The organism is Pseudomonas sp. LBUM1673 (genome assembly GCF_059695645.1).
This window is the reverse complement of sequence record NZ_CP166780.1, coordinates 2721217-2742947: the sequence shown is the minus strand read 5'-3', so window position 1 is coordinate 2742947 and position 21731 is coordinate 2721217. Positions and strand designations below refer to the sequence as shown.

The window sequence follows — 21731 nt, the reverse complement described above, 5'->3', positions numbered from 1 at the left end:
TTTACCCATAAAAGACAATGAAATCAGGGCCATCGACGAAAAAAAAAGCAGAAACCACCCCTCGAACCCCTCCCGACGAACCTCGTTTTTTTATAGAGACACTGTTCGTCGAGTTGTCTTTTTTATTTCACAATAAATCTGCACGGCAGTGCCAAGTTGCAAGCGCACAACTTATCTATACAAGTGTGTCATGCAGCTTCCGTAAAATTATTTCGAAATACATATAACCGTACGACTTGCATCATCGAAATACTCGGCTATAACTTGCTGTGCTCCCAAGAATCTAACCGCCAGCCAATAACCCAACGAGGTTATCCAACATGGCAGAAACGGGCGGACGAAACGACGGCGCATCGCATTCAGATCAATTTGAACGGGCTCAGGGCAAAATCATCACTAGACTGGTAGAGACCTTGGCCACGCGCCGGCTATCCACTCATTGCCGACCATCAGGTGCTTAACCATGGAAAGACTCTGGCGAAAGTATCTGGCCTTGCTGGACACCGACTTCACCACGCAGGTATTCGACAACATCAAGAACCTGCTGGTGTGCGCCCTGCTGTTCGCAGCGGGGAGCAACGCGTTGCACAGCGAACATCACCTGTTTATGGGATTGTTCGCCTCGAATCTGGCCGGTTGGGGGTTGATCCTGGTGTCAGCGCTGCTGATGCTGCTCAATGTCAGCGACGGATTGCGTCGGCTGTCCAGGTTGCCGTATCACACAGCGTTTCAGATCATTCTGTTCTTGGTTTACCTAGTGCTGGCGGTGCGGGTTGTAGAGATTGTCTGGGTTTTTAGGGCGTAGCGTTCACAGCACGAGGTGTTTGCCAACGCAGCTCATCCTGAGTAATCCGGGCAAACAACCACTCCACAAACACCCGTGTCTGCACCGTCACGTCCGGCGCAACACCGTAGTAATAACGCGGCAACGGCATACGCAACTCGGGCAACGGGCAGATCAAGTGTCCGCTCAAAAGATGGGTGCCCAGCAAAGAGGTCGGGCACAAGGCAATGCCCTGTCCATCCACGGCGGCCTGAAGCACCAGGTGCATGTGATCAAACTGCCGGGTTAGCTGAGTGGCTGACTGACTTTGACCAAAGTGCATGGCCCAATTGTGCCAGTCTTCGCGACGTGCCTTGGCGGTCAGTAACGTGTGCCGGCTCAACGAAGTGAGGTCTTCAAGTGGCAGGCGTTCGATCAGCGAGGGTGCCGCGACCAGCAATAGTTCGTCTTCGAACAGCGCTCGCGCCTCAATCGCCGGAGCCCAGTCGTCACGACCACGGCGAATGACGATGTCGAACCCGTCGCGTGCCTGATCCGGTGCCTGGGTTTGAGTGATCACCTGCGGCTTGATGTCCGGGTGCTGCGCACTGAAATCCGCCAGCCTGGGCGTCAGCCAAAGCATGGCAAAGGACGGACGGACATTGATCTTCACGGTGGGCAGCGAGGCATGCTGCTTGAGCGCAGCGGCGGCGTTGGCGATCTGCGACAGCCCGGCATTGACCTGCTCATAAAAGCGCTGGCCGGCGGGCGTCAGCACCGATTGACGGATGCGTCGCTCGAACAACAGCACGCCCAGGTACTCCTCAAGCAATTTGATGTGCCGGCTGACGGCACTGTGGCTGACATGCAGCTCTTCGGCCGCCAGGCTGAAGCTCTGATGACGAGCAGCAACGGCAAAGGCGCGAACAGCATTAAGAGGCGGTAGTTGATTGATCATGCGTCTAATTTAGTCACCTATGCGCTTTAATTAAAGCGTTTGTCACGCCCTCGTCGTCACGCCAATCTGCCAGCACGCAGCCAGCGCCACCTGACGGAGCAAGACATGAACAGCTACGGACTCTTTGTACTTTTCGCCACCCTGACCATTTTGAGCCCGGGGCCTGGCGTGGTCCTGACCCTGTCCAACGCAGTGCGCCACGGCTGGACGGGAGCCGTGCCGGGCATTCTGGGGATCGCGTCGGGGGCGTTTGTCGTCGCCGCCATCAGCGCCACCAGTGTTGGCCTGATACTCAGCACCTCCGCGAACGCCTTCACCGCGTTGAAATACGCAGGGGCCGCCTATTTGTTGTACCTGGGCTACAAAAGCTGGCGCTCGGATCGTTTCAGCACGCCGCTTGAAACGCGCCCCTCAAGCCCTGGCTATCGCTTCCTTGAAGCGGCTTCGATGCAGCTTTTAAACCCCAAGGCGGTGTTTTTCTTTCTCGCGGTGTTCCCGCAATTCATCGACACCTCGGCGCACTTCTACACCCAGTTCATCAAACTGGTCGCTTCCTACGGCGTACTGGTGATTCTGGTGCATGGCAGCTATGCCTTGCTCGCCAATGCCGCCAAAGGCTGGTTGTCGAGCCCGAAGGGTGCCTGGCTGGCGGCGAAAGTCTCGGGCGTGACCTTCGCCGGCTTTGGCGTGCTCATGGCCTCGAGCAGTCGCTAAGCCGCAGGACTGGCGATCGCGCGGCGCCGGTTCTCGGTGGCCGCGGGTTGTGCGGTCGTCGCCTGAACCGGCAGCTCGACGGCGAACCGGCTACTGAATTCCTTGCGCCCCACCGCCGTCAACGCCAGCGCCCGGCTGTCCAGATCCTGCGTCACCCATTTGCGTTTGATCGCCGTTTGCAGCAACGCCGCGCCCAAGGCGCCGCCCAGGTGCGGCCGACGCATGCTCCAGTCCAGGCACGGGCAGGCGAAGCAGCGGCGCAAAGTGCCGAGGTCTTTGACGTCGATGCCCAATCCTTCGAACAACACTTCGCCGCTGGCGCTCAGTCGATAAGCCTGTTCGTCGGTTTCCAGCAACCACCCCGCTTCGATCATCCGGTCATGCAGCAATACCGCCAACGTGCCGGCCATGTGGTCGTAGCAGGTACGGGCGAATTGCAGGCGATCCGGGGTGCGCGGGTTGAACGTTGGCGCAGCGTTCTGGCCGATCACCATCAGCGCTTCCAGGGCCTGGGCCACGCGCTTGTCCGCGAGGCTGTAATAGCGGTGACGACCCTGAACATGCAAACGCACCAGCGCCAGTTCCTTGAGCTTGGCCAAGTGTGCGCTGGCGGTCGAGGCGCTGACTTCGGCAACCGCCGCCAGTTCGGTACTGGTGCGGGCGTGGCCGTCCATCAGCGAGCAGAGGATTTTCGTCCGGGCAGGTTCCGCGATTGCGGCAGCCACTTGAGAGACGCCGATGTCGTGTTGTTCTGCGCTCATATTTCGCTCCCGGACGAATCGTCGTCCTTTCGAGCAGGAGATAGTAGCAATACTTTCCCGACCGACAAGGCTGCGACCCCATGGACCCGATCAAAGCTGCAACTCATGCCGATCCTTATCCTTATCCTTATCCTTATTACGCACAACTGCGCGCCGAAGGCGGACTGTTTTTTCATCAAGGACTGAAACTGTGGGTGGCCAGCAGCGCCCGAGCCGTTGCCGCCGTACTGGCGCATCCGGACTGTCATGTGCGACCGTCCCATGAGCCGGTGCCCAAGACCATTGCTCAAGGCATGGCCGGCAAGGTGTTCGCTCAGTTGATGCGGATGAACGAAGGCGAACGGCAGCGTTGCCCGAGGACGGCGATTGAGCCGGGGCTGGCGTTGATTGATGTGAACGAGGTCAACACATTAGTTGGCGCTCGACTGATCACCCCGGGCGCCGACGGGTTGTACACGGCGATGTTTCGCGGGCCGGTCTGCGTAGTGGCGGCGTTGCTGGGGTTTTCTCCGGCTCAAGGCCGGGCCATCAGCGAGCTGACCGCCGACTTCGTCGCCTGCCTGTCGCCTCTCAGCGATCCGGCGCAACTGGACGCCGCCCATGTCGCGGCGGAACAGCTGAAGGGTTATTTCATCGAGCTTCTGGACGACCCGAACAATCGAAGCACCCTGCTCACCGGTATCCGGCAGCGTTTCGCGGCAACATCGACCGACCCTGAAACCTTGATCGCCAACCTGATCGGCCTGTTCTCCCAGACTTACGAAGCCACCGCCGGGCTGATCGGTAATGCGCTATTGGCGTTGATTCGAAATCCACCGTTGGCTTCGGCTCAAGTCGACGACCTGATCGCTGAAGTCCAGCGCTTCGACCCTTCAGTGCAGAACACCCGTCGCTTCGTCGCCGCACCCTGTGAAATCGACGGCGTGAGCATGAAACCCGGTGACGTCATCCTGGTGCTGCTGGCCTCGGCCAATCGCGATCCGCAGCTTAATGACAATCCCGACACGTTTCTGCTCGACCGCCCGAATCGCCGCAGCTTTACTTTCGGTGCAGGCCGTCATCAATGTCCGGGGCAGGTGCTGGCTCAATACATCGCCAGCACCACGCTGACGGAGATTCTGGCAATGAAACCTGCTTTGGACCAACTGACCTGGCACTACCGCCCTTCCCTGAACGGGCGCATTCCGCTCTTTGCCTGAAAGACAGCTCAAGCGTGGCGATGCTCGACCGTCAGGTGAGACAACTCATGAATTGGCGCCAGACGTTCGCGAATCGCGTCGGCGCTGACATTCGCCGCAGCCACGACGCTGATAATCGCCGCCCGTGCCTGGGGGCCGACCTGCCAGACGTGAAGGTCACTGATGCGAACATCGTCCGTCGATTCGAGCAGTTCTCGAATTTCGGCGGCGACGTGTTCGTCAGTGGTGTCGAGCAACACCGCGGCGCTGGCGCGCATCAAGCCATAGGCCCATCTCGCGATCACGAGGGCGCCGACGATGCCCATCACCGGGTCCAGCCAGACCCAGCCCAAATAGCGACCCGCCAACAATGCCGCGATGGCCAGTACTGAGGTCAACGCGTCGGCCAGCACATGGAAATACGCCGAACGCAGGTTGTTGTCGTGATGATGAGCGTGGTCATGGCCGTGATCGTGATGATCATGGCCGTGATGTCCATGATTGCCCGACAACAGAAACGCACTGACGATATTCACTGCCAGCCCCACCACCGCAATCACCGTCGCTTCGGTGAAGGCAACGGTGGTCGGTTGAAACAGTCGCACGATGGATTCGCCAGCGATGCCGATCGACACCAGGCCCAGCACTATGGCTGAAGCAAATCCTGCCAAGTCCCCGACCTTACCGGTACCGAAACTGAAGCGCGAATTGTTGGCATGCCGCCTGGCAAAACCGTAAGCCGCCGCGGCAATGCCCAAGGCGCCGGCGTGGGTCGCCATATGAAAACCGTCCGCCAGCAGTGCCATGGAACCGGTGATGTAACCGGCGGCAATTTCGCCAATCATCATCACAAACGTCAGCGCCACCACCCACAACGTGCGGCGGGCATTGTCATCGTGGGCCGCCCCCAGAAACAGGTGGTCGTGGGTAAAACGCGAAGTTTGAGGTGTCAGTGTCATGGGGCGAGCCTCTATTTCGAGTAACGGCGGATGGCTTGCAGCAAGTCTTCAACGCCTTCGGCGCGCGCTTCGTCGCTGAGGCCGGGACGCGCCACGTGTTCACGGGCATGGGCGTCGATGAACTGGTCCATCAGACCGTTGACCGCACCGCGAATCGCCGCGACCAGATGCAGGGTTTTGGCGCATTCGGCATCGGATTCTAACGCCCGCTCCACCGCCTGGACTTGGCCGGCAATACGGCGGACGCGGTTAAGCAAATCGTCTTTGTGTTCGTGGATGTGTGACATACCTATACCCCCTACTCCTATATGGCGTGCATGGTTACCTATACGGATGGGGCTGGCAAGTCAGGTGGACCGAGTCATCGTTCATCGCGGGCAGACTCGTTCCCACAGGTTCAGCGCAATACCCTGTGGGAGCGAGCTTGCCCGCGATGGCGGCCTGACAAACGACGCATCACATGCGACGTGCGCAACAGGCTACATCGCCTTGCATCATTGCCTACAACTACGTCGGTTTCGCCCAAGCCCCCACGCAAACCAAGCAAAATGTTCGTCGTCGCCCCCGACATGGATACCGAAAGCTTACTTACTGGTATTGGGGCAAGCCCCTCGCCACAAAACCAAAAAACCGCCATATCTGTAAGAAGAGAGGGTGGTTTTTTCCGTCTGAGCTCAGTGCATAGCGACAAGCGTCATTTGTAACAACGGGCAGAGTTTCAGACTAGTCCTACATCTATCAAATGCCCTTTGATAGAGCGTCCGCATCGCTTTCAGAAGATGAAACAAGGACGCTCATGGCTCGCAAAACAGACATACCTCGGGTTCAAAACCCACCATCGGGCGACGGGCACCACATCACCAGCCGCTACATGACCGCCACCGAACTGGCAGAGCGCGACGCCAGACAAAAATCCTATGACGACATATTGGCCCGACAGCAAGCATATGAAGACCGTTTTGTCAGGCAACCTCTGCAGCAGGATCAATCCAGCTCCATGGGTTGCGTATTCACCAAAAGTTGCAACCTCCCCGACGGCGTAATCAACCACGACAACCCAACCGGGTTTGTCCCTGTCGAGAAACTGACCGACTACGGAAAATTTTCCCTGCTGGGTGGCCGCGAAAGGGATGCGGCGGGAAACATCCCACTCAAAAAAATCAGTGGAAGCACATTACCTGCTGCACTGGGAACGCTTCTTCTGGGCGGAGTTGGTACTGCTGGCACCGGGACGAGGGCTGCTGGTAGCGCAGGCGCATTGACGGCTGGTGTTGCTGCTGGCGCCTTGGCCGGAATGGTTGCATTGCTGTGGCCGTCGAGCTTGGGCGACAGCTCCCTGTACACAGAAGAACAGCTCAATTCGCTCGAGAAAGGCCGTACACGGGTTCGACTGCATGTCGAGCAATAAGCTGATGGCACCTTGAAGGGTTATGGATACAACACCCAGAAGCGCCGTGACTGGGAAATGATCCCTGTAGTCCGGTTCAAAAGTCAGAGTTCTCAGCAGGTGGCTGACATTGGTGATGGAATAACTCTGATATGGACGCCAGCGGTTGACCCATCCAGCACCTCAGGGATTCCCCCGCTAGAAGCCGCACCACAAGCACCTCAGATCTTGATTTATCCGCCTACCGAACAGGCAGATAACATCATCGTCAACCCGATCTACCCGCCTGAGTACAAGGACTTCATTCTTGTTTTCCCGGCTGATTCCGGTGTGCAGCCGTTGTATGTTGTGGCTTCAAGATCTGCTGGCGGCGGTGATATAAAGTACCACCGGCCGCCGTTGGCATTGCCTGCATTTCCAGATGCCCTTCCTGTTAAATCAAAAAGCAGTGTTCAGGGCGGGGGGAGTAAGCGCAGCCGGTGGAAAGACCGAAAGGGGCGAATATATGAATGGGACAGTAAGACAGGCGCAATAGAGAAGTATGACAGTCAAGGTAAGCATCTTGGCGAGTTCAACCACGAAACTGGTGAACAGATAGACCCCGCAAAACCCGGCAGAACTACCCCAAAATAAATTAAGAGGCTATTTATGTTTTTATGGATTAGTGGGTTTTTAAAAGGTGATGACGAAGATGATTCCTTAAAATACGACCTTACAGTTCGACCTGAGTTTGAAGTCGCGGTAATGGGTGTTCTTGGGTGGAAAAGTCTTGATGAAAGCGCGGATGGAGAGTGGTTACTAACCGGCGAGCAAATCCAACAAATTGCTATAGCTCTCAATGAGCAGTTACCGACCGAACTGGATCTCTTCATAGGGGTGCGGGAGTAGGTACAACTGAGGTGGGAGTTAAAAAGTGAGCCCTCTCTACCAAGATCCATCAATGAACCACGAGGAAGCAACGAGGCTTCTAGCGAGCGACGTAGAAACTAACGTTGCCGCCGCATTGGTTTCTGTCGGGCTAAATGAGCAAGACAAGATTTGGGCTCAAAACACCTGCCTGAAGTGCCTCGAGAGTGAATCCGAATCGGTTGCAGCAGCTGCCATCACCGCGCTCGGTCACATAGCCCGCAGACAGGGTGATCTGGACTTGGGTGCTGTACTCCCGGCCCTTGAAGAAGTGAAGGAAAAATTTCCCTCCCTGGAAGGGATTGTGGCGGACACCCTTGATGATATTGAGGCATTCACCTGACTCACCGTTTAGCAAAGGGACACTGGCCGCGAGCCGAGCACTGAACTGTGGCGAGGGAGCTTGCTCCCGCTCGGGTGCGCAGCAGCCGCAAAACTGGCGAGCGGAGATTTACCTGATACACCGCATGCACAGGTTTCAGGGCCGCTGCGCAACCCAACGGGAGCAAGCTCCCTCGCCACAAATAGTAAAAACCCGCTCTCCTCACAGTGTCAGCGGGTTTTGTCGTTTCAGCTCACACAGCCATCAATCATCCCGCGTCAGCACTTCCAGCAATTCAATCTCGAAAATCAGATTCGAATTCGGTGTAATCGCGCCCATCGTCCGCTCACCATAAGCCAGATGCGCCGGCACCAGCAGCTTGCGTTTGCCGCCGACCTGCATGCCCATGATTCCCTGATCCCAGCCCTTGATCACTCGCCCCGTGCCAATCACGCACTGAAAAGGTTTACCCCGACTCCAGGAAGAATCGAATTCAGTGCCGTCTTCCAGCCACCCGCGATATTGGGTAGTGATCAGCGCGCCTTTGACAGCGGCTTTGCCGTCGCCCACTTCAAGGTCGATGACCTGCAACTCATCATTCATCACATTCACTCTTTTGCGCGCTTGCCCGAACAGGGCTTCATGGGCGCCGTTTTCCCAGAAATACGGGCGATTGGCAACTTATTCAGATAGACCCCGCTCGGCACCCTTACCAGAGGGCAATATCGTAGGTGAAATAGATCCGGTTGCTGTCACGTCCGCGCGCGAAGTCCGAACGGTAGACGTAGTTGCGCAGCTTCACGCCCACGCCCTTGAACGTGCCACTCTGGACCACGTAGGCCAGTTCCATGTCGCGTTCGGATTCTTTGATGCTGGTGTCGGACTGGCCATCGTTGCCTTTGAGATAACGGGTCATGAATGTCAGCCCGGGCACGCCCATCGGCGCAAAGTCGTAAGCGTAACTGAGCATCCAGGTCTTCTCGTCCTCCTCGATGAACTTGCCGATGCCAGCGTTGCTGAACGAGTACACCGTCGCACCACTGATGTAAGGCAACCCGGCGTCACCGCTGAGTTGTTGGTAACCGCCACCCAAGGTGTGCCCCGCCACCGCGTAGGACAACTGGCCGCTGAGCATGTCGTTATCGATTTTCGAGGCGTAGGCACGGCCCGCGTCCTTGCTGTTGAAATAGCGCAGGTCACCGGTCAACACCCCGGGACCCAACGGCAGATCGTGCTGGATGCCGGCAAAATTCTGCCGATAGAAGTTTTCCAGCTCACCGTAGAAGTAACTCACTCGCGTGTTCTTGCCGAGTTTGTAGTCACCACCGGCGTAGGTGAAATCGCCACCTTTATCGCCTGAATAACCGTCAGGAACGATCGACACGATGTCGGTGGAATCGCGCAGTTTGAATCGGTCCAGACGACCGCCGGTCAGGGTCAGGTTTTCAATGTCGGTACTGGTGACTTGCCCCCCCTCGTAGGTTTGCGGCAGCAAACGCGCATCGTTGTAGATCAGTACCGGATTTTTGGGCAGCAAAGTGCCGTACTTGAGGGTGGTCTTGGCCAATTTGACCTTGGCCGCCGCCCCGGCACTGGCAAACTCATCGGCGGCACGGCCGTCATCGTGCACCGGCAGCAGACCGGTGCCACTGCGGCCACGACCGGAATCAAGTTTGATCCCCAGCAAGCCCAGTGCATCAACCCCGAAACCCACTGTGCCAGGGGTGAAACCCGACTGAAAATCCAGCAGGAAGCCCTGGGCCCACTCGGTGCGTTCACTTTTGGCGGTTCTGGCCGAGCGCGCACTCAAACCATGCTCATCGCGAAAGTTTTCGTTGATATAGACATTACGCAGTTGCAACTTCAACTTGCTGTCGTCGATGAAATCACTCGCAATGGCAGTGGCCATCGGCAACACACCCAGAAGAGGAAGAAGAGCCCCGCACGTCAGAAAGTGGGTCATGTCGAACTACTCATATTGTTGTTTTATGGATGCACGTGGCCGCGCGTCCGACATCGGGCGCGTGGAGCTCTGTCAAGTGGCGAGTCAGGGGTGAATCAGGCGAACAGCGTCAAGGCCCCGGTCAGCAGGGCTAAAGCTGTGACCACCAGGGAAGTGAGCACCGCCCATTTGAAGGTGGCGCGCTGAAAGTCGCCTAGGTCGCGATCGACCATCCCCACCAGCAACAGGGTGGAGGCCACCAGTGGGCTCATCAAGTGCACCGGCTGGCCAAGAATCGACGCCCGGGCGATTTCCACCGGATCGATCCCGTAGGCCGCCGCCGCGTTAGCGAGGATTGGCACCACGCCGAAATAATAGGCATCGTTGGACAGCACGAAGGTCAACGGCATGCTGGTGATCGCCACCACCAACGGGAACAGGTGCCCCCAGGACGGTGGAATCCAGTCCACCAAAGTTTGCGCTAATGCATCGACCATTTTGGTTCCGGAGAAAATCCCGGCGAAGATACCGGCCGCGAACACCAGCAGGACTACCGTCATGGCATTGCCGGAGTGCGCGAGGATGCGCTCTTTTTGAATGTTCAGTTGCGGGTAGTTGATCATCAGCGCCAGCACGAAGCCAATCAGAAACAGGATTGCCGAGTGCATGAGCCCCATCACCAGCGCGACCATCACCGCCGTCACCAGCAACAGGTTGACGTAGGCCAGTTTCGGGCGTTTGTGCGGCGTGTCCTCAAGAATCGCCTTGATATAGCAATCACTCCCGCCGCTTTGCAGCTGGACGTTGCCAATGCGTTTACGCTCGGCGCGGCCCAGCAGGAACGCGGTGAATACCACCCACGCAGCGCCGCCGATCATGGTCGGCAACAACGGAACAAAGTACGCCCCGGCATCCAGCCCCAATGCGGCAATCGCCCGGGTCGCCGGGCCGCCCCAAGGAGTCATGCCGCTCATGATGCTCAACGCCAGCATGGAAATGGTCGCCAGAATCATCGGGTTCATCCCAATGCGCTTGTACAACGGCAACATTGCCGCGCAAGTGATCATGTAAGTGGTGGTGCCGTCACCGTCCAGGGCGACAGTCAGCGATAGAAGCGCAGTACCGACCGCGATTTTCATCGGGTCACCGTTGACCCGTTTGAGAATCTTGCGGATCAGCGGATCGAACAACCCCGAGTCGATCATCAAGCCGAAAAACAGAATCGCGAACAGCAGCAGTGCCGCCGAGGGTGCGACCATCTTCAGGCCGTCGAGCATCATTTTGCCGGTGGTCCCGCCAAAACCACCGATGATCGCAAAGACAATCGGAACAACGGTCAACGCAACGATGGGTGATAGACGCTTGGTCATGATCAGGAACGTGAACACAACCACCATGGCCAAGCCGAGTAAGGCAAGCATAAGGCAACTCTTTTGTTGTTATGGAATGCGTGGCCGACGCGCCAGGCGTACGACCCCGAGCTTGTTCTGATGCAAAACTGCGGTGACTACGTGGGAAGACTACCCGGCGAACCGTTGGGAAACCGGGACATACACAAAGCCGGAAAACAGCCTTCGGGCGGTACGAACAACAGAGGCGCGGATTGTCTCACCGTTCTCCCCGGTGTAGGACAAGACGACATCGATGCCGCCGCTCGGGTGCTCGATTCGCACCTGTTGCAATCGCGGCCCACCGATATTGCCGAGCATCTGCGCCACCACACTGCCTTCGCTGACACACGCCGTGGCCAGACCGATGGAACCGGTAATGGCCAGCGCACGGTGGCAGTTGTGCGGCATGAAGTAGCGGACCTGAATCGTGCCGCCGGCCTTGGCCTTCGATACCAGCACAGGCTTGGGAATGACCTTGTCGCTGACATCGCCCAGACCCATGGCCATGCCGGCCTGTAGCCGCAGGGCTTCGAGGCGCTGCAGAAAGTCTTTGTCGGCGTCCAGTTCGGCCGGCGTTTCGTCGCCGCGTTTGCCCAAGTGACGCGCCTCGAGAATCATCATTGGCATGGCCATGTCGATGCAGGTCACGGGAATGTCGTCGAACCGGTCTTCGGTGCTGCCAGTTGGAAACAGCTTGCCGGTCTTGCTGCCGGCGGCATCGAGGAATGTCAGCTGAACCGGTGCCGCGCTGCCAGGCACGCCATCGATGGCGGTGTCGCCTTCATAGCTGACCTTGCCGTCTGGCGTCTGCACATCAGAGGTGACGAAGGTGCCGGTGTTGAGGTTGCGAATCCGCACGCGGGTCAGCTCACCGGCTGCCTTGACCAGACCCTGCTCGATGGCAAACGGCCCGACCGCGCAGAGCATGTTGCCGCAATTGGGGGCGGTATCCACCCGACGCTGAGACACCATGACCTGGACGAACAGGTAATCAACATCGGCATCGGGATGTAACGAAGGGCTGACGATGGCGACCTTGCTGGTTTGCGGGCTGCCACCGCCGATGCCGTCGATCTCCAGTTCGTGACCGGAGCCCATCACCGAGAGCAACAGCTCATCGCGTTCTTGAATCGATACCGGCAGATCCCAAGCGAGAAATACCGGACCCTTTGAAGTACCGCCGCGCATCAGCACACAAGGAATTCGTTGCATGACTACTAACTCTTGTTAATCAATCGAGGTAATTGATGTCTTGGAAACAAGAGTGACAGGGAAGTAATTGTGTTTCCAATGCAAAGATCGGAGCAATTATTGCGTTTCACAAAAGAAAGTTTTACCGTGATTCAGCGCCCTCCTCCGACGAGACAGAACATGGAATATGAACTTCAGGACATCCGATCTTTCGTGAAAATCGCCGAACTGGGGAGTTTTCACGAGGCTGCCGACGCACTGCATCTGTCACAACCGGCCTTGAGCCGACGGATAAAAAAACTTGAGGAGGGTTTGGGGACTACCTTGCTCGACCGAACCACGCGCAAGGTCAGCCTGACCAGTGTCGGCCGTGATTTCCTGCCCAAGGCTCGCCGATTGCTGGATGACTTCGACGACTCGATCCTGAATATCCGTGAGTTGGCTGAGCGGCAAATCGGTCAGGTGACCCTGGCCTGCATTCCAACCGCTGCGTTTTACTTCCTGCCGTCGGTGATTCGTCTCTATAACGAACGCTACCCGAAAATCCGCATCCGTTTGCTCGACCTCAGCGCCAATGAAGGGCTCGAAGCGGTGCTGCGAGGGGAAGCCGACTTCGGCATCAACATGATGAGTGGCCAGCACCCGGACATCGAATTCGTTTCACTGGTCAACGAGCCCTTTGTCCTTGCCTGCCGCCGTGACCATGAACTGGCCGGGCGGACGTCCGTCACCTGGTCAGAATTGAGCGATTACCGGTTGATCGGGGTCGGGCGCCTGAGCGGCAACCGCATGATCCTGGACCACGCTTTGTCGGGCCTGAGCTGGCGTCCGCAGTGGTTTTATGAGGTACAGCATTTGTCCACCTCGCTGGGCATGGTCGAAGCCGGTCTGGGAGTTTCCGCGATGCCGAGCCTTGCGATGCCGACAGCGGATCACCCGACACTGGTGAGCATTCCGCTCACCGATCCTGTGGTGAACCGGACACTCGGTCTGGTGTACCGTCGGGGCGCATCGCTATCGCCGGCGGCGGAGAAGTTCGTTTCGATCCTGCTCGAACAATGGCCCCACTAAACCGTAAATTCTCAGCAACCTCCTTGCTGACTGAACGGACGCCAGCCTTTATCCTGACGCCCCGCTGAAAATCGGACGAGCGCCGCTCTCGCCTGCCACACCCTGGAGTTTCGCCATGCCCCACGAAGGCAACCTGTTGCAAGCCGCTGTCGTCTTTTTATTCGCGGCGGTGCTCACCGTCCCCTTGGCCAAGCGCCTGCAACTGGGGGCGGTGTTGGGTTATCTGTTTGCCGGGGTGATCATCGGGCCGTCGGTGCTGGGCTTGATCGGCAACCCGCAAAGCGTCAGCCACATTTCCGAACTCGGGGTGGTGCTGTTGCTGTTCATCATCGGCCTTGAGTTGTCGCCGCGACGTTTGTGGGTGATGCGCAAGTCAGTGTTCGGCGTGGGCCTGGCGCAGGTGTTACTGACCGGTTCGGTGATTGGTGTGCTGGCGTTGTTCGTGTTCGGCCAATCCCTCAACAGTGCCATCGTATTGGGCCTGGGCCTGGCGTTGTCGTCCACTGCATTTGGTTTGCAAAGCCTGGCCGAGCGCAAGGAACTGACCAGCCCTCATGGGCGGTTGGCGTTCGCGATTTTGCTGTTCCAGGACATCGCCGCGATCCCGCTGATCGCGATGGTGCCGCTGCTGGCCGGCGGTGATCACACCAGCAGTGCCGCCGAAGATCTGAACCATGGCTTGCGGGTATTGGGCAGTATTGCGGTGGTGGTGATTGGCGGGCGGTATTTGCTGCGACCGGTGTTTCGCGTGGTGGCCAAGACTGGCTTGCCGGAGGTGTCCACCGCCACTGCATTGCTGGTGGTGATCGGTACGGCGTGGCTGATGGACCTGGTCGGCGTGTCCATGGCACTCGGCGCGTTCCTTGCTGGTTTGCTGCTGGCGGACTCCGAATACCGCCACGAACTGGAAGCGCAGATCGAGCCGTTCAAAGGCCTGCTGCTGGGGTTGTTTTTCATCAGTGTCGGCATGGGTGCCAATCTGAGTTTGCTGCTCAGTGCGCCGATTGTGGTGTTGGGGCTGACTGTGCTGCTGATCGCCATCAAGTTGCCGCTGCTGTTTGTGGTTGGTCGACTGGCCGGGGGCTTGGGCAAGGTCAATGCGATTCGCTTGGGGATTGTGTTGGCGGCCGGTGGTGAGTTTGCTTTTGTGGTGTTCAAGATCGGCCGGGATCAGGGCTTGTTCGAGCCGCGCCTGTACGACTTGCTGGTGCTGACCATCACCCTGTCGATGGCGCTGACACCACTGTTGTTGCTGGCCTGCGCACGACTGGTCAAACCCAAGGTTCAACCGGTGGAGGTGCCGCAGAAGTTCCGTGAAATCGATACCGACACGCCGCGCGTGGTCATCGCCGGCATGGGCCGTATGGGGCAGATCGTGGCGCGGATTCTGCGGGCGCAGAACATCAAGTTCGTCGCCCTCGACACGTCGGTGGAAACCATCGAACTGTCCCGCAGTTTCGGCGGCGTGCCGGTGTTCTACGGCGACCCGATGCGCCCGGAAATCCTCAGCGCGGCCAAGGTCGAGCAAGCGGAGTTTTTCGTGATCGCCACCGATGATCCAGAGACCAACATCAAGACGGCCGAGGTGGTGCACAAGCTCTACCCGCACATCAAAATCATCGCCCGCGCCCGCAACCGTCAGCATGTGCACCGGTTGGTGGATGTCGGGGCTCAGGCGGTGCGGGAAACCTATTACTCCAGCCTGGAAATGACCCGGCGGACCCTGGTTGGACTAGGGCTGACGCAGGCCCAGGCAGATGCGCGGATCAAGCGCTTTACCCATCACGATGAACAGGTGCTGGAAGCCCAGCATGCGGTGTATGACGATGCGGCCAAAGTCATGCAGACCGCTCAGGAAGCGCGGGCGGAATTGGCAAAACTGTTTGAGTCGGATCAGTTGGAAGAGGAAGCGGGTAAGAGTTGAGGTGATTGTGAGGGCCTCATCGCGAGCAGGCTCGCTCCCACATTGGATCAATGTCAGCCGCAAATCTTGTGGCTGACTCGGTCACTGTGGGAGCGAGCCTGCTCGCGATGAACGATAACGCGGTGTATTGGATAAATAACAACGACCAAGGAACCCACGATGGCTGACCAAACCTCTCCCGCTCTGAAGGAAATCTTCAACGCCGAACGCCTCGCACACATCGCCACCGAGATGACCGCGGTCTATCCCTGCTTCGATGCCAAGGCCTTCCTGAAACTGGCCAAAACCGGTCTGGCGGAATTGTCAGTCATGCAACGCATGGCCCGCGTCAGCGAATGCCTGCACGCGGTATTGCCACTCAGTTATGAAGAAGCCCTCGACGTCTTGCACGCCCTCGCCCCGCGCCTCAACAGCGCCTTCGTCAGCATGTTTTTGCCGCACTACGTCGCGAAATATGGCGCTCACACGTTCGATCTGTCGATGGACGCGCTCAAATATTTCACGACCTTCGGCTCATCAGAATTCGCCATCCGGCATTTTTTGCGCAGCGATATCGAACGCTCATTGGCGCTGATGCACGACTGGTCGCAGGATGAAAACGAACACGTCCGGCGCCTGGCCAGCGAAGGCAGCCGACCACGCCTGCCCTGGTCGTTCCGCCTGGAACAGGTCCAGGCCGACCCGACACTGGCGGCCGCGATCCTCGACAATCTCAAGGCGGACGACAGCATCTACGTGCGCAAATCCGTGGCCAACCACCTCAACGACATCACCAAGGATCATCCCGAGTGGGTACTGGCGCTGATCGAAGGATGGTCGCTGGAAAACAAACACACAGCGTGGATCGCCAGACACGCTCTGCGCAGTTTGATCAAACAAGGTAACAAGCGGGCGCTGGCAATCATTGGTGCGGGCGGCAAGCCCGAGGTTGAAATCATTGACGTGAAGGTCGAACCGGCAGTGATTCGCCTGGGTGAGAAAATCACCCTGTCTTTCAGAGTGAAGTCCACGGTCCCGGACAGTCAGCGATTGGTGATCGATTACGCGATCGATTATGTCAAAGCCAACGGCAGCACCTCGGCAAAGGTGTTCAAACTTAAAGCCCTCACGCTGTCCGACAATGCCAGCGAATCCATCAGCCGCAGTCAGCACATCAAGGAACTGACCACCCGCAGGCACTATGCCGGCCAGCACGCGGTGCACATTCTGGTAAACGGCGAACGGCTGGCCAGCACCCAATTCCGAATTATCGCTGACGATCATTGACGCCCGCACCAGAGCCCCCCGGCAGCATGCGCGTGAGCGTGTTGTCGCGGACCCAGTAGTGATGGAACAACCCCGCCGCTGCGTGCAAACCAATCAACCAGTAGCCGGTGCTGCCGAGCAATTCATGCCAATGCTTGAGTTGCTTGGCCAGATCGGGATCAACCGCAACCGGCGCCGGCAGGAAAAAGCCGAAATACGGCATCGGCTTGCCCCCGGCGGCCAGCATCAACCAGGCCAATAGCGGCGTAGCGATCATCAGCCCATACAGCGCCAGATGCATGAGGTGCGAGACGCCGGTCTGCCAGGTTGGCGGGGCGGGGGTAATCAGTGGTCGGGGCGTGAGGCGCCCGAGCAAGCGAACCCAGACCAGCGCAAAAATGCTCAACCCGAATACGCCGTGCAACCCCAGAAACAAGCCCTTCAAGGCATGTCCACGGGGCAGCAGTCCTTTGATCTCGATGCAACCATAAACGCCGACGAACAGCGCCAGCATCAGCCAGTGCAAGGTGATCGAGAGTTTTCCATACCGGTGTACTGCTGAATCTCGGGTCATACAGGGCCTCGTGAAGATCAGTGGCGGCTGCCGACTCATTTCGTACAGCCTGGATCCGGTTTCGTCGAACCGACCGGCGCCACCCTGCCCGTCCAGTCTTAAGGCAATCTGAAGGTCACCTTCAGACTCCGTTAAGAATTGCCTTTGATACTCCTCCCGAACTTACTCAGGGAGGCGTTCTTGCCCATGCCCGATTTCGACTGGAACATCCCTCTGCCCCTGCACTTCGGTCAAGCCGAAACCCCGCAGATGAGTCTGGCCAGAGCCTTGCCGGACGATGCCCAGCGTCCGCTCTTCGAAGCTTTTATCCAGCAGCGTTTTCGAAAGGCCCACGGCGCCGACATTCGCCAATTCATGCCGCAGCTGTTCGGCATGAGCGATGCGTCAAGCACGCTGTGTGCGGTGGCCGGCGTACGACTGGCCAGTACCGAACCCTTGTTTCTGGAGCGTTACCTGGACGAGGCAATTGATCCGCTGATCAGCGACGCTGCCGGCCAACCCGTGGACCGGGCCGGTGTTGTCGAGGTCGGGAACCTCGCCGCCAGCGATACCGGCAGTGCGCGCCTGAGCATCATTGCCATCACCTACCTGTTGGCCATGGGCGGGCTGGAATGGGTGGCGTTCACCGGCAACATCGGGCTGGTGAACAGTTTTCATCGCCTGGGCTTGAAGCCGGTGACGCTCTGCGCCGCCGACCCGGCGCGACTGGGCGACGACCGCCACCTCTGGGGCAGTTATTACGAGAGTCAGCCATGGGTGCATGTCGGCAACATCCGCGCCGGCTTCATCCATTTGCGCAACATCGGTCTGTTCAATCGCCTGGGGTTGGCGATGTCCCTTGAGGAGTCCAGCCATGTCGCCTGAAATGGAGCGGTTCAAGCAGACCCTGCGCAATCACGCCGAACGCAAGACCAACGCCATCGCCTTGTGGGGCGATCAGTTGAAACTGGACTACGCCACGCTGTACGCCGAGGTCATGTACCGCCAACAGCGTCTGCGCGATGAGCACGTCAACGTGGTCGCGTTGGCCCTGGACAATGGCACCGAGGCAATGCTCTGGGACCTGGCCGTACTGTTCGAAGGCCTGACCTGCCTGACGTTGCCGCCCTTCTTCAGCCCGGCACAACGCAATCATTGCTTGGAACAGAGCCAGGCCGAACTGGTGATTGCCGAACCGGAACTGGAAGCCGAACTGCAGGCGGCCGGCTACGAGAAGACCGGCGAATTCTGGCGTCGCACCTTCAGCGGCCCGAACCAGATACCCGAAGGCACCGCCAAACTGACCTTCACCTCAGGCACCACCGGCACGCCCAAAGGCGTGTGCCTGAGCGCTGAAAGCCTCTTGCGGGTGGCCTGTGAACTGGATCAGGCGAGCAATCCCACCGATCCGCGGCACCACCTGGCACTGCTGCCCCTGGCGATTCTGCTGGAAAACCTCGGCTGTTATGCCGCGCTGTATGCCGGCGCGACCTTGAGCGTACCGAGCCAGAAAACCCTGGGCATTCAGGGTGCCAGCGGTGTCGATGTGCCGCGGCTGTTGGGTTGTCTGGCCACCCGGAAACCGGAAAGTCTGATTCTGGTGCCGCAGTTGCTGCTGACGCTGGTCAACGCCGCCGAGCAAAAAGCATTCAACCCCCAATCGTTGCGTTTTGCCGCGGTCGGTGGCGCACGAGTTTCTGAAGAGTTACTGCATCGCGCACAGCGCATCGGCATTCCGGTTTACGAGGGTTACGGGTTGTCGGAATGCTCGTCGGTGGTGTGCCTCAATCGTCCAGGGGCGCGCCGCGCCGGCAGCGTCGGCCGGCCCCTGCCCCATGTCGAGATTTGCCTGGCCGACGATGGTGAAGTGCTGGTCAAGGGCTCGGCCCTGCTCGGCTATCTGGGGCAGGCCACCTACAGCGATGAGTGGTGGCCGACAGGCGATCTCGGCGAATTCGACCCGGAAGGTTTTCTCTACCTCAACGGGCGCAAGAAGCATCAGTTCGTCACCAGTTTCGGCCGCAACGTCAATCCGGAATGGGTCGAGGCCGAACTCACCCAGCGTCGCCACATCGCTCAGGCGTTCGTCTACGGCGAAGCGATGCCGACCAACCACGCCCTGCTCTGGCCCCATCGGCCGGACTGCACCGATGAAGAACTGACCGCCGCCGTGGCCCAGGCCAACGAGGTCTTGCCCGATTACGCCCAGGTTCATCACTGGACCCGTCTCGATCAACCGTTCACCGCCGCCAACGGCTTGCTGACCGCCAATGGCCGACCGCGCCGCGACGCCATCGTCGAGCGTTACCGGGCGCAGCTCACTGACTCCGTTTTTTTCGAGGAATCCGCATCATGAGTTTTTTCGACACCCTGCAAGAAGCCACCCAGCAGGAACGCCACGAGTTGTTCAACCTGCCGATCATCCGCGATGCCCTTGAGGGCAAGGTCAGCCTGGAGAGCTACCGCGCCTTCCTCGCCCAGGCCTACTACCACGTGCGCCATACCGTGCCGTTGATGATGGCGTGCGGCGCGCGTCTGCCGCAGCGGCTGGAATGGCTGCGCAAAGCGGTGTGCGAGTACATCGAGGACGAATACGGCCACGAGCAATGGGTACTCGACGACATCGAGGCCTGTGGCGGGGACAAAGACGCGGTGCGTGACGGTCGCCCCTCGTTGCCGATCGAGTTGATGGTCAGCTTCCTCTACGACCTGATTGCCCGAGACAACCCGGTGGGCCTGTTCGGCATGGTCAACGTGCTGGAAGGCACCAGCATCGCCCTGGCCACCCACGCGGCCGGCAGCATTCGCGAGCGCCTGGCGCTGCCGGAAACCGCCTTCAGCTATCTCAGTTCCCACGGCTCGCTGGATATCGAACACATGCAGACCTACCGCCATCTGATGAACACACTCGAAGACCCGGCGGATCAAGCCGCGGTGATTCATGCCTCGAAGGTCGTTTACAAGCTCTACACCGACATGTTCCGCGGCCTGCCCCGCGATGGGGAGAACCTGCATGCAGCTGCATGAAGCCCGTGTGGTTTTGACCGGAGCCAGCGGCGGTATCGGCCTGGCCATCGCCAGCGCCCTGTGTGCCAGTGGCGCGCGGGTGTTGGCCGTGTCCCGGCACCGGGAGTCGCTGGAGCCCTTGCTCGAACGCTACCCGCTGCACTTGTGTTGGGTCGGTGCTGACCTGACCGTCCCCGGCGACCGACACAAAGTGCTGGCTGCGGCCGAAGCCATCGGCGGCATCAACTTGCTGATCAACGCCGCCGGGGTCAACCACTTCGCCATGCTCGAACAGCTCGATGACAGCGAGATCAATGCGATGCTGGCGGTGAACATCAGCGCGCCGATCTGCCTGACCAAGCTTTTGCTGCCGCTGCTCAAGCAAGCCGAGAGCGCCATGGTGGTAAACGTCGGCTCGACCTACGGCTCCATTGGCTACCCCGGTTACGCCAGCTATTGCGCCACCAAGTTTGCCCTGCGCGGTTTCTCCGAAGCCCTGCGGCGGGAGCTGGCCGACACCCGGATCAGCGTGCTTTACGTTGCCCCTCGGGCGACCCACACCAGCATGAACAGCCCGGCGGCCCAGGCGCTGAACGATGCGCTCAAAGCCAATGTCGACGATCCGCAAACCGTCGCCTCGGCGGTCATTCACGCCATTGCCGGTGACCGTCGCGATTTGTACCTGGGCTGGCCGGAACGCTTTTTCGTTCGCCTGAACAGTCTGTTGCCGCACCTGGTGGACCGTGGCTTGCGCAAGCAGTTGCCACTGATCCGTCGCCTCAGTCAGAAGCCCGATAACGAGAGCCTCAAACCATGAAAAAAATCGTCACTTGCCTGCTGTTCGGGGTGTTGAGCCAAAGCGTCTGGGCGCTGGACGCCGCCGATCAGCAGCGCCTTAATGGCATTCAGCAAAGCTGGGCGCACATTCAATACGAATTGCCTGCCGAACAGCGCACCGCGGCCTTCGAAAAACTCGCGACCCAGGCCTCGGCCTTCACCCAGGAGCGCCAATCCCTGGCCGAAGCGTGGATCTGGTCCGGCATTGTCACCAGCAGTTGGGCCGGAGCCCAGGGTGGCCTCGGCGCCTTGAGCAAGGTCAAGGTCGCCAAAGTCGACCTGGAAAAAGCCCTCGCCATTGATCCCAAGGCTCTGCAAGGCTCGGCCTATACCAGCCTGGCGGCGCTGTATGATCGCGTGCCCGGCTGGCCCCTCGGTTTCGGCGATGCCGACAAGGCCGAACAACTGTTAAAGCAGGCCTTGCAGCTGAACCCGGCCGGTATCGACAGTCTGTACTTCTGGGGTGATCACCTTTACCGTCAAAAGCGCTATGGTGAAGCCAAGGATGCACTGCAAAAAGCCCTGCAAGCGGCACCCCGCCCTGGCCGGGAAAGCGCCGACGCCGGGCGCCGCAAAGAGATCGAAGCATTACTGGTGGACGTGAATAAGAAACTCAACTGACA

At 59.0% G+C, this 21731-nt stretch carries 22 protein-coding genes and 1 pseudogene; 14 read left to right on the top strand and 9 right to left on the bottom strand.

The genetic code is table 11. The annotated features are described in order from the left end of the window. Positions 1-463 precede the first annotated feature (463 nt). Positions 464-805 (top strand): hypothetical protein, encoded by a 342-nt coding sequence (locus ACA044_RS12560; protein ID WP_497446620.1) that lies wholly within the window; start codon positions 464-466, stop codon positions 803-805. Here ACA044_RS12560 and ACA044_RS12555 read toward each other — a convergent pair. Continuing rightward, a complete protein-coding gene (locus ACA044_RS12555; protein ID WP_497446619.1) occupies positions 795-1721 on the bottom strand; it encodes a LysR substrate-binding domain-containing protein in 927 nt (308 codons plus the stop codon). The two genes, ACA044_RS12560 and ACA044_RS12555, sit on opposite strands and share 11 nt — an antisense overlap. A 105-nt stretch (positions 1722-1826) precedes the next feature. Here ACA044_RS12555 and ACA044_RS12550 point away from each other — a divergent pair, with 105 nt between their 5' ends. Further along, the gene (locus ACA044_RS12550) at positions 1827-2435 is read left to right on the top strand and encodes a LysE family translocator (RefSeq protein WP_497446618.1); all 609 of its coding nucleotides are present in this window, start codon (positions 1827-1829) and stop codon (positions 2433-2435) included. Here the strand turns inward: ACA044_RS12550 and ACA044_RS12545 are convergent. Beyond that, the gene (locus tag ACA044_RS12545; protein WP_497446617.1) at positions 2432-3196 is read right to left on the bottom strand and encodes an ArsR/SmtB family transcription factor; all 765 of its coding nucleotides are present in this window, start codon (positions 3194-3196) and stop codon (positions 2432-2434) included. The genes ACA044_RS12550 and ACA044_RS12545 overlap by 4 nt on opposite strands. Positions 3197-3276: 80 nt before the next feature. Here ACA044_RS12545 and ACA044_RS12540 point away from each other — a divergent pair, with 80 nt between their 5' ends. After that, complete coding sequence (locus ACA044_RS12540; protein WP_497446616.1) at positions 3277-4395, top strand: cytochrome P450; 1119 nt, start codon at positions 3277-3279, stop codon at positions 4393-4395. 8 nt (positions 4396-4403) lie between these two features. On the opposite strand, the gene dmeF is transcribed toward ACA044_RS12540, so the two are convergent. Together dmeF and ACA044_RS12530 are read right to left on the bottom strand one after the other, a co-directional pair. After that, positions 4404-5333, bottom strand: a complete 930-nt coding sequence (dmeF, locus tag ACA044_RS12535; protein ID WP_497446615.1) for a CDF family Co(II)/Ni(II) efflux transporter DmeF — start codon at positions 5331-5333, stop codon at positions 4404-4406. A gap of 11 nt (positions 5334-5344) precedes the next feature. Then, on the bottom strand, positions 5345-5620 hold the full coding sequence (locus tag ACA044_RS12530) for a metal/formaldehyde-sensitive transcriptional repressor (protein ID WP_019648873.1): 276 nt from the start codon (positions 5618-5620) through the stop codon (positions 5345-5347). A gap of 509 nt (positions 5621-6129) precedes the next feature. Here ACA044_RS12530 and ACA044_RS12525 point away from each other — a divergent pair. From ACA044_RS12525 to ACA044_RS12515, 3 genes and pseudogenes are all read left to right on the top strand, one after another. After that, a pseudogene (locus ACA044_RS12525) lies at positions 6130-7353 on the top strand (colicin E3/pyocin S6 family cytotoxin). 15 nt (positions 7354-7368) lie between these two features. Then, entirely contained in the window at positions 7369-7608 is a 240-nt protein-coding gene (locus tag ACA044_RS12520) for a pyocin S6 family toxin immunity protein (RefSeq protein ID WP_218396419.1), read from the top strand. A 52-nt stretch (positions 7609-7660) separates the two neighbouring features. Next, on the top strand, positions 7661-7969 hold the full coding sequence (locus ACA044_RS12515; RefSeq protein ID WP_497446614.1) for a hypothetical protein: 309 nt from the start codon (positions 7661-7663) through the stop codon (positions 7967-7969). Positions 7970-8212: 243 nt separating this feature from the next. On the opposite strand, the gene ACA044_RS12510 is transcribed toward ACA044_RS12515, so the two are convergent. From ACA044_RS12510 to ACA044_RS12495, 4 genes are all read right to left on the bottom strand, one after another. Next, positions 8213-8551: an FKBP-type peptidyl-prolyl cis-trans isomerase gene (locus ACA044_RS12510; protein ID WP_447790152.1), complete on the bottom strand. Its 339-nt coding sequence runs from the start codon at positions 8549-8551 to the stop codon at positions 8213-8215. Between the two features lie 106 nt (positions 8552-8657). After that, positions 8658-9911: an OprD family porin gene (locus ACA044_RS12505; RefSeq protein ID WP_497446613.1), complete on the bottom strand. Its 1254-nt coding sequence runs from the start codon at positions 9909-9911 to the stop codon at positions 8658-8660. Positions 9912-10006: 95 nt separating this feature from the next. Then, positions 10007-11311 carry a CitMHS family transporter gene (locus tag ACA044_RS12500; protein WP_497446612.1) on the bottom strand — a complete coding sequence of 435 codons (1305 nt, stop codon included), beginning with the start codon at positions 11309-11311 and terminating at the stop codon, positions 10007-10009. 99 nt (positions 11312-11410) lie between these two features. Further along, on the bottom strand, positions 11411-12493 hold the full coding sequence (locus ACA044_RS12495) for a 4-oxalomesaconate tautomerase (protein ID WP_497446611.1): 1083 nt from the start codon (positions 12491-12493) through the stop codon (positions 11411-11413). A gap of 159 nt (positions 12494-12652) precedes the next feature. Here ACA044_RS12495 and ACA044_RS12490 point away from each other — a divergent pair, with 159 nt between their 5' ends. The 3 genes from ACA044_RS12490 (at position 12653) to ACA044_RS12480 (ending at position 16733) form a co-directional block, all read left to right on the top strand. Next, a complete protein-coding gene (locus ACA044_RS12490; RefSeq protein WP_237884538.1) occupies positions 12653-13543 on the top strand; it encodes a LysR family transcriptional regulator in 891 nt (296 codons plus the stop codon). Positions 13544-13658: 115 nt separating this feature from the next. Further along, entirely contained in the window at positions 13659-15467 is a 1809-nt protein-coding gene (locus ACA044_RS12485) for a monovalent cation:proton antiporter-2 (CPA2) family protein (RefSeq protein WP_497446610.1), read from the top strand. A gap of 159 nt (positions 15468-15626) precedes the next feature. Further along, positions 15627-16733 carry a DNA alkylation repair protein gene (locus ACA044_RS12480; RefSeq protein ID WP_497446609.1) on the top strand — a complete coding sequence of 369 codons (1107 nt, stop codon included), beginning with the start codon at positions 15627-15629 and terminating at the stop codon, positions 16731-16733. Here ACA044_RS12480 and ACA044_RS12475 read toward each other — a convergent pair. Then, the gene (locus ACA044_RS12475; protein ID WP_497446608.1) at positions 16714-17286 is read right to left on the bottom strand and encodes a cytochrome b; all 573 of its coding nucleotides are present in this window, start codon (positions 17284-17286) and stop codon (positions 16714-16716) included. The two genes, ACA044_RS12480 and ACA044_RS12475, sit on opposite strands and share 20 nt — an antisense overlap. A 186-nt stretch (positions 17287-17472) precedes the next feature. On the opposite strand from ACA044_RS12475, the gene ACA044_RS12470 reads away from it, so the two are divergent. Genes ACA044_RS12470 through ACA044_RS12450 form a run of 5 tightly spaced genes read left to right on the top strand, consistent with a single transcriptional unit; the run spans position 17473 to position 21729 of the window. After that, complete coding sequence (locus ACA044_RS12470) at positions 17473-18150, top strand: thermostable hemolysin (protein WP_497447215.1); 678 nt, start codon at positions 17473-17475, stop codon at positions 18148-18150. Continuing rightward, positions 18140-19621 (top strand): AMP-binding protein, encoded by a 1482-nt coding sequence (locus ACA044_RS12465; RefSeq protein WP_497446607.1) that lies wholly within the window; start codon positions 18140-18142, stop codon positions 19619-19621. The genes ACA044_RS12470 and ACA044_RS12465 overlap by 11 nt, the downstream gene beginning before the upstream one ends. Continuing rightward, positions 19618-20292, top strand: a complete 675-nt coding sequence (locus ACA044_RS12460) for an iron-containing redox enzyme family protein (protein WP_497446606.1) — start codon at positions 19618-19620, stop codon at positions 20290-20292. Before ACA044_RS12465 ends, ACA044_RS12460 begins: the two co-directional genes overlap by 4 nt. Continuing rightward, positions 20279-21088 carry an SDR family oxidoreductase gene (locus tag ACA044_RS12455; RefSeq protein ID WP_497446605.1) on the top strand — a complete coding sequence of 270 codons (810 nt, stop codon included), beginning with the start codon at positions 20279-20281 and terminating at the stop codon, positions 21086-21088. The genes ACA044_RS12460 and ACA044_RS12455 overlap by 14 nt, the downstream gene beginning before the upstream one ends. Beyond that, entirely contained in the window at positions 21085-21729 is a 645-nt protein-coding gene (locus tag ACA044_RS12450) for a tetratricopeptide repeat protein (RefSeq protein ID WP_497446604.1), read from the top strand. Before ACA044_RS12455 ends, ACA044_RS12450 begins: the two co-directional genes overlap by 4 nt. Positions 21730-21731 lie beyond the last annotated feature (2 nt).